Source organism: Gordonia sp. i37, assembly GCF_002043085.1.
Lineage (GTDB): Bacteria > Actinomycetota > Actinomycetes > Mycobacteriales > Mycobacteriaceae > Gordonia > Gordonia polyisoprenivorans.
Genome location: NZ_MVPX01000158.1, coordinates 1 through 10,854, shown reverse-complemented (window position 1 = coordinate 10,854; position 10,854 = coordinate 1). Strand labels below are relative to the sequence as shown.

Sequence of the window (10,854 nt, the reverse complement as noted above, 5' to 3'; positions counted from 1 at the left end):
GGCCGTCTCGGACGGGTCGATGACCACCCGGGTCCTCGCCGAGGAGATGGCCGTGCCGTATACGCATGTCACCAAGGTGACCGGGCGCCTCGCTGAACTCGGCGTCGTCCACTCCCGGCGGGGTCGCGCGGGTGGGCTGGTGATCACCGAGTTGGGCCGTACGGCCCGAATCGGTTGGCTCGCAGCAAGTCTCGAAGGTGAAGGAGAAGTCGTCGACTGCGACGGCGAAACGCCGTGTCCGCTGCGTCGGGCGTGCCGGTTGCGCGGTGCGCTCGCCGCCGCCCGTCGTGCCTTCTTCGACAGCCTCGACGACGTGACCGTCGGGGACCTCGTGACCGACCCCACCGGAGCGGTCCTGCTCTCCCTCGACCCCCCGCGTCGCGCCGAGGCGACGCCCCACGGTCGAGCGGAATCTCACAGTCAAGCCGAATAGGTTCGGCAACAAACGATTCCGCCACCGGGCGGAACAGATCAGATCGGAGTCGTCGTGCTCACCATGCCCACTCGCGAGGTCATCGCGGCCACCCTGCCCGCCGTCGACGGAGCACTCGGGGAGATCACCCCGAACTTCTACGCGCGGATGTTCGCAGCCCACCCGACGTTGCTCGACGACATGTTCAACCGCACCCATCAGCGGTCCGGTGAACAGCCGATGGCGTTGGCGGGGTCGATCGCGGCATTCGCCAAGCTGCAACTCGAGCCCGATCTGCGGCGGCAGCGATTCATCATCGACCGCATCGCGCACAAGCATGCGTCCCTCGGGGTCACGCGTGATCAGTACTCGATTGTCCACGAGCACCTGTTCGCCGCGATCGTCGAGGTGCTCGGTGCCGCGGTGACGCCGGAGGTCGCCAATGCGTGGGACGAATTGTATTGGGAGATGGCCGATGTGCTGATCCGTGAAGAAGCCGGCCTCTACGCCGCGGCCGGCGTCGAACCGGGTGCGGTGTGGCGCGATCTCGTCGTGACCCGACGCGATCAGGTGGCCCCGGACGCGGTGTCGTTCATCCTGGCCGCGCCCGACGGTGCGGATCTTCCGGCATTCTCTCCCGGGCAGTACATCTCGGTGCAGGTGCCGCTGACTGACGGCGCGCATCAGATCCGCCAGTACAGCCTGATCGGCACGCCGCAGGCGCGCGACGAGTGGCGGATCAGCGTCAAACTCGCCGGCGAGGTGTCGGCGTTCCTGCACGAGAACGTCTTCGAGGGCGACGCGGTGCACGTCTCGATGCCGTTCGGTGATCTCGTTCTGCCCGAAGATGATTCGCCATTACTGCTGGCATCTGCGGGCATCGGGTGCACACCGGTGATCGGGCTGCTGACCGCGCTCGCCGAGTCGGGCACCGACCGCCCGGTGACAGTCCTGCACGCCGACCACTCGCGGGCCGGCCAACCTCATCGTGGGCAACTCGGCGCCCTCGTCGAGCAGATCGATTCCGCACGGCTCTTCCAGTGGTATCAGCATGGTGCCGACCATCTGGTGTCCGACGCGGTGCGTACCGGCCGGATGTCGTTGGACGGCATCGACCTTGCCGACGGCGTCCACGCCATGCTGTGCGGTCCCACCGGATTCCTCGACTCGGTCCGCACCCAGCTACTCGACCGGAATGTGCCCTCCGAGCGCATCCACTTCGAGACCTTCGGGCCGGAATTGTTGCGCACCGGCGCCTCGCGATGAGCGTGTCGTACGCGGTGGCGACCGCGGTCATCTTTGTCTGGTTGGGCATGGTGATCGCGATCTCGTTCCTCGAGGCGCCGCTGAAGTTCCGTGCTCCGGGTATCACCATTCCGCTGGGTCTGGGGATCGGCCGGCTGGTGTTCCGCGCGCTCAACGCCGTCGAGGCGGGTGCGGCGATCGTGCTCATCGTGTGCGCGGTCGCCGGGGGATGGGTGGGGCAACCCGCGGGCATCCTCGCCGTGGCTGTGGTGGTGGTGCTGGCGGTCCAGCTCGTCGGTATCCGGCCCGCATTGAACCGCCGCTCGGACGAGGTGCTCGCCACCGGAGACGCCGACGGTCCGCGCAGTCACGCGCACCTGGTGTACGTGGCTGCCGAGGTCGTCAAGGTGGGCGTGCTGATCGCTACCGGCGTCGTGCTGCTGGCCGGATGACACGGTGCTCTTTGCCGGATGACCGGACGGGAGAGGTGAGTCGTCGGGCGCGGGTCGTCGGGCGTACGACATCCGGCGAATACACTGTCATTCGTGGCTGAGTATCGGATCAACGACCTGGCAGAGGCGTCCGGCGTCAGCGTCCGCAACATCCGGGTCTATCAGGATCGTGGGCTGCTGCCGCCGCCGACGATCCGCGGTCGCACCGGCTGGTACTCCGACGATCACCTCAATCGCCTGAATCTCATCTCGCGGATGCTCGAACGCGGATACACCTTTGCCACCATCAGTGAGCTCCTGCATGCAGCCCACTACGGGATGAAGGTCGAGCATGTGTTGCGTGGCGCGCCCACCAAGGGCGGGCGGTTCCGCAACTTCAAGCGCGCGGCCACGATCACCTTCACCGAATTGCGCAAGACCCTCAACGCCAGCGAGCGCTCCATCGCGCTCAGCCAGAAGCTCGGGCTGCTCGTCAAGGACGGCGCTCATTACGCGATCAAGAACCCGGAGGTCCTCGAGGGCGCCGAGGTGCTGGTCAAGAGCGGCGTCGACATCGACGTGCTGCTCGACCGCTTCGTGCGTGTGCAGGACGATCTCGAGGATGCGGCCCGCAGTTTCGTCTCGATCATCACCGACAAGTACCTCAACGAGAACCTGCCGACCCTCGGCGAGGCCAAGGTCAGCAAGATGGCCGAATTGATCCAGACGGTCCGGCCGATGGCTCACGAGATCGTGGAGACCACCTTCCGCAAAGCGCTCGACGACGAGATCACCCGGGCGATCGGCGAGGCGTCGACGTACTTCGACGTCGCCGATACCGATGTTCCGGCCACCGATGTTCCCGCCCCCGATGTTCCCGGTGCCGACGTCGCCGACGGACCCGCTTCGGGCATCGATCCCGAGACCGCAGGCGATGGCGCCCCGAACATGACAACGGGTAGTGTTACATCGGATGCTGTGTCCCCCGACACGTCCGAGGACCCGACGCCGGGCACCGAGGAGCCGGTGGACACGCCGCGAACACACCGTCCGACTCCGCGATCGTCCTGATCGCCGCGCCCGGCCGGTGTCCTGGGGAGAGGGTGGACACATGAGTCGACGTGGGTGGGCCATCGGTGGCGTCGCCGCCGGGGCAGGTCTGATCGGGGTCGGGGTGGGCACCATCGGTGCCGGACTGGTACGCGAAGCACTACACGGCGATCCGGCCGTCGACGACGGGCCCGACGATCTGCTGGCCACCCCGACGGCCCCGAGTGACACCAGAACCGTCCGCGCCGCCGACGGCACCCGGCTCAACGTGGTCACCTACGGTCCCGGTGCTCGCGGTGACGACGACGCCGGTGATGTGATCGTCGCGGTGCACGGATGGACGTGCAACACCACCTACTGGTATCCCCAGATCAACGCCTTCGCCGGTGAACGCACCGTCATCACCTACGATCAGCGCGGACACGGAGCCAGTGAACTCGGCCGCAAACGACCCACCGTCGCGACCCTCGGCCAGGACCTCGACGCCGTACTCGACGCCGTCGTCCCGCCCGGGCGCCGAGCGATCCTCATCGGACACTCCATGGGCGGCATGACGATCATGTCGTGGGCGGCGCAGTACCCGCACAAGGTGTCCGATCGCGTGTCGGCGGTGGTGCTCGCCTCCACCGCGGCCAAGGCGGTCATGCAGAATCACCTGCTCATCCCGCTCGACCTGCCGCGCTACAGCAAACCGTTCGCGCCTGCGGTCACCAAGCTCATCACCTCGGCGCCACTTCCGGTGCCGCGCAGCTCGTATGGGCCGCGGATGTCGCAGTACATCGCGCTCGGCTCCACCGCTCGCGCCTCGCATGTCGAGTTCGTGGACAACATGATCATGAGCTGCCCGCCCCGTGCGCGGGCCCGCTGGGGCGCGGCGATGGGCAAGCTGGATGTGACCGCGGGGCTGGACGCGCTGACGGTCCCGACGACGATCGTGGTCGGCAGTGCCGACCGCCTGACCCCGCCCTCACACGCCGAACAGATGGCAGAGGTGTTGCGGCGTAAAGGAACCCTCCGTGATCTCGTCGTACTCGACGGGGTGGGTCACATGTCGACGATCGAGGCCGGGGCCGTCGTCGACGAGGCCCTCGCGGCGGTCATCGCGGATGCGGAGCAGCCGACCCCGCAGACCGATCACGTCCCGTCGGTCTGAACGGCAACTCCAGGCGGAACACCGCGCCCTGTGTCGCGCCGTCCGGTGTGCGCGGAAGCAGGCGCACCTCGCCCCCGTGGGCGCGGGCCAGACCACTAGCCACCGCCAGCCCCAGACCGGCGCCGCCCGAGCGTCGATCTCGTGAATCATCCAGGCGCACCATACGATCGAAGATCCGCTCGCGGTCGGCGTCGGGGACGCCCGGTCCGGTGTCGCTGACCGTCACGGTCACCCACCCGCCGGACTCGGTGGGTGCGTGGGCGACCGCCACCTCGACTCGCCCGCCGGCCGGTGTGGCCTGGCAGGCGTTGTCGATGAGGTTGGCCAGGATCTGTGAGATCCGGCCGGGGTCGGCCAGTGCCGGCGGCGCGTCACCGGTGGCGACCACCGTCAGCTCTGGATGCAGGATCGCCACCCGGCGACACTGATCCTCGGCAAGGGCGACGAGGTCGACCGCCTCGGGATGCAGCGCCAGACCTGCGTCGATGCGGGCCATGTCGACCATGTCGCCGACGAGGCGTCCGGCGCGGTGGGTCTCCTGAATGAGCAACAGCAGCAACTGTTCTCGATCCTCGGCGGATGCGTCGGCATCCATCTGCAGCAGTGTCTCGGCGATCGCCTGCACCCCGGTGACCGGGGTGCGCAACTCGTGGGCTGCGTCGGCGACGAACTGCCGGACCGACTGTTGCGCGGCGCGCTGATTGGCTTCGGCACCCTCCAACGAGTCGAGCATGTCGTCGAATGCCGCTGCGGTACGCCCCAACTCGGTGTCGGTCCGGGTCGGGGCGAGGCGCTCACCGCGTCGGCCACGTGCGATCGAGCGCGCCACATCGGTCATGGTGTCCAGCGGCGCCAGCGCATAACGCATTCCGAACCACAGCAGCAACGCGGTGAGGACGAGCGCCCCCGAACCGGTGATCGCCATCCCGATCAGCAGACGCGACTGTACCCCGCCGAGCAGATCGCCGTCGACGGCGAGGGTCAGCGTCGCGCCGTCGGCCCACGACGAGTTGGGCGCCTTGAGGGTGATCGCGCGGCGGGCGACCGCGTCGCGGGTCGGGCGGCCGAACACCTCACCGTCGGCGAGTTCGAGTCGGGCCCGCACCGAGCGGCCCTCGATGCGCTGCAGGAAGATCTCCGGCGTGCGTGAGGTCCGGGCGTACTGCTGGGCGAGGGTGGCCCGATCACTGAGCAATGCCCCGGCGGCACGATGGCCCGCGACGGCGAACAGTGCGCTGCCGATGGCGATCAGGGCGACCAACGACACCGCGAGCACCACGACGGCCAGAGCAGTCACCCGGCTGCGCAACGAGCTGCCGGTCAGTCGAGTGCGGATCGTCGTCATGACGGGCGCAGGGTGTAGCCGCGGCCGCGTTCGGTGTGCAACAGTCGCGGACCGTGGGCCTCGAGCTTGCGGCGCAACGCACTGACGTTGACCTCCACGAGATTCGGGTCGTAGTGGTCGTAACCCCAGACGCCGGTGAGGATCTGAGTCTTGGTGACCACTCGGCCGCGGCGCTGCGCGAGGTACGTGAGTACCCGGAACTCGGTGGGCGTCAACGTGATTCGCTCGCCTGCGCGGGTTGCCGTTCCGCCGTCGCGGTCGATCTCGAGGTCGTCGACGTAGAGGATGTCGGTGCGCCCGCCGCGTCGGCGCAGCACCGCGCCGACACGTGCCACCAACTCCGCCATCTCGAACGGCTTGACCACATAGTCGTCGGCGCCCTCGGTGAGGCCGTGCAGTCGGTCGGCGACGGCGTCGCGGGCGGTCACCATGATGATGCCGGCGTCGCTGCGCCGCCGTACCACGTCGAGCAGGGTGAAACCGTCCGAACCGGGCAGCATGACGTCGAGCAGGACCGCGTCGGGGCGTGCCTGTGCCAGATCGTGTTCGAGTCGTGAACCGTCGGGGCGTGCGAGGACCCGATGCCCGGCCTCGGTCAGTGCCGCGGCCACCGCGACACGGATCGGGGTCGAGTCCTCGATGACGAGGACCGTGGCGCTCATGTCATGTGATTCTGCCAGCCCGCGGTCACGTCTCGGTCATCATCGATCACCGTGCTCGATCAACTCGGTTGCGCCGAGGTCGGGGCCGGTGCACCACTGGTCTGCGGCGTCGCAGTGCCGGCCGGCGTCGGACGCTTCGCGACGATGCGCGCGGTGACGGTGTCGCCACTTCGGGTCCCGGCGACGACGACCCGGTCGCCGACGGCGAAGTCGCTCTGCTGCTGCGGTTTCCGTTCGGTCCCGAAATGGGTGTCGCCGGTGATGTCGACGGTCACCGTCTTGTCGCCGCGGGTCTGGACCGTCCAGGTCTGGCCGTTGATCGCGGTGATCTGGCCGGTCACCCCACGTCGGCTTGCCGCCGAGGTGGCCTCGTGGCGGGTCTTCTTGCCGTGCTGGGCGGTGGCTGCGACTGGCTGTGTGTGCGAGTCGTCGTGTCCGGTCGCCCAGCCGATACCGCCCCCGATGAGACCGCCGATGATGAGGGCAGCGACCCCGGTGAGCAGCGCGGTGCGCTGACTGTGCCAGAACGACGGCTTGGGTGCCGGACCGGGAGTGCCCGGTTGCCCCTGCGGTGGCATCGACGGCGGTGGGCCGGAAGGGGGCGGTCCGGAGGGTGGCGGGCCGGCGTACGGGCCGGGCTGCCCCGGGATCGGTGTGATCGGCGTCGTCGGGTTCGCCCCCTGCGGTATCGGTTCGGTACCGAACTGGGTGGTGGGATCGTCGGGCGTGGTGTCGTGCGGTTGCCGGCCGGGTTCTTGCGGGTTCTCGGTGTCTGACATGGCGACCACCGTAGGGCGGGGGAGTACGGGGCAACTGAAGGCTTTCTGAAGGTTGGCCCGACAGGACCTACGGTTTGCCCTGTGTCCGATCAGTCCGGCTACCGGGTGGGATGCCGGATCTGCGAGGGTCGTGCTGAAGACTCCCTGAAGGACCGGCGTCATGGCCTGGTTGGCGGCACCGGGGTTGGTCAGACTGGCAGCCATGACGCAATCGGCCGACTGGATGGCGGCGGCGAGAGTGGTGCGGCGGTTGGGGTTCGGCGCGACCGGAACCCAGGTCGACGCCGTCGTGGCCTCGGGGATCGACTCCTACCTCCAGCGTGTGCTGGCGCCCACTCCCGCGGCCGATCGTGGGGTCGATGCCACTCCGGCACCGCACTTCGGCATGTTGGCGCGGGTGCCGCGCACCGCGTCGGCCACGGTGCGCAAAAAGGTGCAATCCGAACGTTCGGCGCAGACAACGCAATTGGTGTCCTGGTGGACACATCGGATGATCGCCGCCGAGGTCCCCGAACGCGAGAAGCTGACCTTCATGTGGCACAACCACTTCGCCACGTCGATCGCCAAGGTAGGCTCTGCCGCGGAGATGCTCGCCCAGAACGAGAAGCTGCGCACGATGGGGCTCGGACAGTTCCGTCCGCTGGCCTACACCATGCTGACCGATGCGGCGATGCTGCGCTGGCTCGACGGCGCCAGCAACGTCAAAGGCGCCGCGAACGAGAACCTCGCCCGCGAATTCATGGAACTGTTCGCCCTCGGACACGGCAACGGGTACACCGAGACCGACGTCCGCGAGGGTGCACGGGCCCTGACCGGGTGGCGCCCGGACAACCGCGGTGGCACGGTGCTCAAGCCGGCGCTGCATGATTCGGGCACCAAGACCGTCCTGGGTGTCACCGGTGATCTGGACGCCGCGAGCTTCTGCGACGCCGTGCTCGATCACCCGACCTCCGCCGGCTACGTCGCCACCAGGGTGTGGCAACATCTCGCCGGGGACACTCCGCCGTCGGCGGCTGCGCTGACCCGGTTGACCTCGGCGTACGGCCCCGACCGTGATCTGCGCGGTCTGGTCGCCGCGATCGTCACCGATCCCGAGCTCGGAAACTCCTCAGGAGTGGCCTCCCCCGTGCAGTGGCTCATCGGCGCCACCCGGGCGTTGCAGCCGAAACCCGGTGCTGCCGAACTCAAACGAACAACCTCCATCCTCAAGACGTTGGGCCAGCAGCCCTTCTACCCGCCCGACGTCGGGGGCTGGCCGTCCGGGAAGGCGTGGCTGTCGACCGCCGGCGCCGAAACACGCTGGAACGCTGCGACACGACTGGCCCGCGACGCGCAGGTCACCACCATCCACGACGCGGCCGCGGGGGAGCGCATCGACGCCGCGGCGCATCTGCTCGGTGTCGGCGGATTCTCCGACCGGACCGTGAAGGTGATGCAGGGGTCGGTCAAGAATCCGGTGACGCTCACCGCGATTGCCCTCAACAGCCCCGAATACCTGACCGTCTGAACACCATTCGCGCGATCCGAGGCAGGACCACATGAAGACCATCGACGTCAATCGCCGCACTTTCCTCGTCGGCACAGGTGTGCTCGCCGCACTCGGCGCCGCGGGCGGGGTCACCACCGTCACCTGGGACGACCTGCACCGGGCGAGTGTGGACCATCCACGAGTCGTGGGCAACGGCGTACTGGTCATCCTCACCATGTACGGCGGCAACGACGGTATCAATACGCTGATCCCGTACGCGGACAGCGCCTACCACGACAACCGATCCGAACTCGCCTACGCCCCAAAGGATGTGCTGCACCTCGACGACTCGCTTGGGCTGAATCCGGCGATGAAGGGACTGCATAGCGCGTGGGGCGACGGGAACCTGGCGATCGTGCGTGGCGTCGGGTACCCGCAGCCCGACCACAGCCATTTCCGCTCCATGGACATCTGGCAGACCGCGTCGCCGGGGTCGGCGGTACCGAGTGGATGGATCGGACGATGGCTCGACGCGACGGGCGATGATCCGTTGCGCGCCCTCAACATCGGGCCGGTGCTGCCGATGCTGTCGATCGGTGAGAAGTCGATGGCAGCCGCACTCGACCCTACGGGTAGCCCGCTCGCCGCGCCGGTCGTCGCGCGGCTGGCGCAACTGGGAGCACCGTCGGCGCCGGACAGTCCCGCCGAACAGATGGTCTGCACTTCTTACGCCGCCGAGAACAAGGCGGCGTCGGCGCTGCGTGGGGTGCGGGCGTCGAAGGGGACGACCGGCTCGGCGGGTGCAGAGGGCAAAGCGCTTGCCGAACAACTCGATACCGTCGCCCGGTGCGTGAGCGCCGGAGTGCCGACCAAGGTGTACTCGGTGAGCATCGGCAGATTCGACACACACGCCGACGAACGCGAGACACAGCAGAATCTGCTCGGTGAGGTCGACTCGGCCATGTCGTCGTTTCTCACCCGGATGGCCGGTGACCCGCGCGGCCGCGACGTCATCGTCATGGCCTACTCGGAGTTCGGTCGTCGCGTGCGCGCCAACGCCTCTCAGGGCACCGACCACGGCACCGCGGGCCCGGTCTTCGTCGCCGGCGCTCCCGTCCGCGGCGGCTTCTACGGTGACGAGCCGAGTCTGACCGATCTGGACGACGGAGATCTCAAGGCCACCACGGACTTCCGTGACATCTACGCCGAACTCCTGGGAACCGGCCTCGGCACCGACCCGACGCCGTCGGTGGGGACTGGCCGGCGGGCGGTCGGATTCCTGTAGGTGGGGTTGCCTACACAGGGGGTTTCGAGTACTTGTCGAGACCGTCCTGCTCGAGACCACCCTTTCCCCGGATGATCGAGAACCCTTCCCCTCCCGATGGTCGAGGTGCGAGCCGCGTGCGGCGAGCCTCGAGACCCGGCGAGATAACCAGCCTCCCAACCACATCGAGGACAAGGCGAACGAAAGCGAACCCCTTACCACACGCCACCGACAGAAGATCAGCGTCGAAAAATGTTGTCCACAAGCAGAATTGATCAAAATACCCCTTGCATCGAACGTACTTGTATAGACTGGACCCATCGCACCGATCCCCCACTGGGGAGGGGCCCATGATCGACGCCACCGAAGCTCTTGACGCCGAAACGGTTTTCGCCGGGATCGTCACCCAACTCAGCGACCTGCAATGGAATCCGGGCATGACCGGGCCGCAAGCCTTCGGTGCGATGAAACAAGTACTGCTGCTTCGTAATCTGGTTGATCACCATGCCACCCCCCTCACCGGTGAGATGGATCGCCTGGGAGTGGCCGATCACAAGACCACCCGGCTTCGGGAGTTGTTGATCAGCATGGGTTTCGCACCCTCGGTCGCAGGTCGGTATGTGCGGGTTGCTGCCACCGGCGACATCGATCTGTTGTTGGCGCATGCGGCGGATGGGTCCATCTCGTCCGAACACGCCGATGCCATCGTGCGCGGGTTGGCGCACATCGATACCCGATGCCCCGAACCTATGGACACCGTCCAACGCTGCGAGTTTCTGCGAAAACTGCTGTCGCACTATTTCGCCGGTTTCACTCCAGCCGAGATCAACCTCTACGCGCGGCAGTTGGGTAACGAGCTCGCCGCGGAGACGCCTGGCGGGTTGCCTGCTGCGGAGGACAAGAAGATCAACTCCTACAGCGACCGCATCACCGACGACGGCCGGTTGGAGATCTCGGCGAACCTCGACATCGTCGCCGGGGAGAAAACCAGAACTCTGATGGAAACCTTGTCGGCGCCCAAGCCCCAGCCCGACGGGTCGCCGGA

General features: G+C 67.6%; 10 protein-coding genes and 1 pseudogene. 8 read left to right on the top strand and 3 right to left on the bottom strand.

The genetic code is table 11. The features are described 5' to 3' along the window. From B1964_RS07840 to B1964_RS07820, 5 genes are all read left to right on the top strand, one after another. Nucleotides 1-433: Rrf2 family transcriptional regulator (locus B1964_RS07840; RefSeq protein ID WP_079929422.1), on the top strand; the 433-nt coding region annotated here is incomplete at its 5' end. A gap of 54 nt (nt 434-487) precedes the next feature. Then, nucleotides 488-1,678: a globin domain-containing protein gene (locus B1964_RS07835; protein WP_079929420.1), complete on the top strand. Its 1,191-nt coding sequence runs from the start codon at nt 488-490 to the stop codon at nt 1,676-1,678. Next, nucleotides 1,675-2,109 carry a hypothetical protein gene (locus tag B1964_RS07830; RefSeq protein ID WP_020172334.1) on the top strand — a complete coding sequence of 145 codons (435 nt, stop codon included), beginning with the start codon at nt 1,675-1,677 and terminating at the stop codon, nt 2,107-2,109. The genes B1964_RS07835 and B1964_RS07830 overlap by 4 nt, the downstream gene beginning before the upstream one ends. A 93-nt stretch (nt 2,110-2,202) precedes the next feature. Further along, nucleotides 2,203-3,159, top strand: coding sequence for a MerR family transcriptional regulator (locus B1964_RS07825; protein ID WP_079929419.1), 957 nt, complete (start codon nt 2,203-2,205; stop codon nt 3,157-3,159). A gap of 40 nt (nt 3,160-3,199) precedes the next feature. After that, the gene (locus tag B1964_RS07820; protein ID WP_079929418.1) at nt 3,200-4,291 is read left to right on the top strand and encodes an alpha/beta hydrolase; all 1,092 of its coding nucleotides are present in this window, start codon (nt 3,200-3,202) and stop codon (nt 4,289-4,291) included. On the opposite strand, the gene B1964_RS07815 is transcribed toward B1964_RS07820, so the two are convergent. Genes B1964_RS07815 through B1964_RS07805 form a run of 3 tightly spaced genes read right to left on the bottom strand, consistent with a single transcriptional unit; the run spans nt 4,236 to nt 7,077 of the window. After that, the gene (locus tag B1964_RS07815) at nt 4,236-5,636 is read right to left on the bottom strand and encodes a HAMP domain-containing sensor histidine kinase (protein ID WP_079929417.1); all 1,401 of its coding nucleotides are present in this window, start codon (nt 5,634-5,636) and stop codon (nt 4,236-4,238) included. The two genes, B1964_RS07820 and B1964_RS07815, sit on opposite strands and share 56 nt — an antisense overlap. After that, nucleotides 5,633-6,298: a response regulator transcription factor gene (locus B1964_RS07810; RefSeq protein WP_079929416.1), complete on the bottom strand. Its 666-nt coding sequence runs from the start codon at nt 6,296-6,298 to the stop codon at nt 5,633-5,635. The genes B1964_RS07815 and B1964_RS07810 overlap by 4 nt, the downstream gene beginning before the upstream one ends. A gap of 59 nt (nt 6,299-6,357) precedes the next feature. After that, a complete protein-coding gene (locus B1964_RS07805; RefSeq protein ID WP_079929415.1) occupies nt 6,358-7,077 on the bottom strand; it encodes a DUF5666 domain-containing protein in 720 nt (239 codons plus the stop codon). A 202-nt stretch (nt 7,078-7,279) separates the two neighbouring features. On the opposite strand from B1964_RS07805, the gene B1964_RS07800 reads away from it, so the two are divergent. The 3 genes and pseudogenes from B1964_RS07800 to B1964_RS07790 all read left to right on the top strand — a co-directional run. Next, on the top strand, nt 7,280-8,584 hold the full coding sequence (locus tag B1964_RS07800) for a DUF1800 domain-containing protein (protein ID WP_079929421.1): 1,305 nt from the start codon (nt 7,280-7,282) through the stop codon (nt 8,582-8,584). 31 nt (nt 8,585-8,615) lie between these two features. Further along, nucleotides 8,616-9,830, top strand: a complete 1,215-nt coding sequence (locus B1964_RS07795) for a DUF1501 domain-containing protein (RefSeq protein ID WP_079929414.1) — start codon at nt 8,616-8,618, stop codon at nt 9,828-9,830. 329 nt (nt 9,831-10,159) lie between these two features. Further along, a pseudogene (locus tag B1964_RS07790) lies at nt 10,160-10,854 on the top strand (HNH endonuclease); the annotation flags it as partial.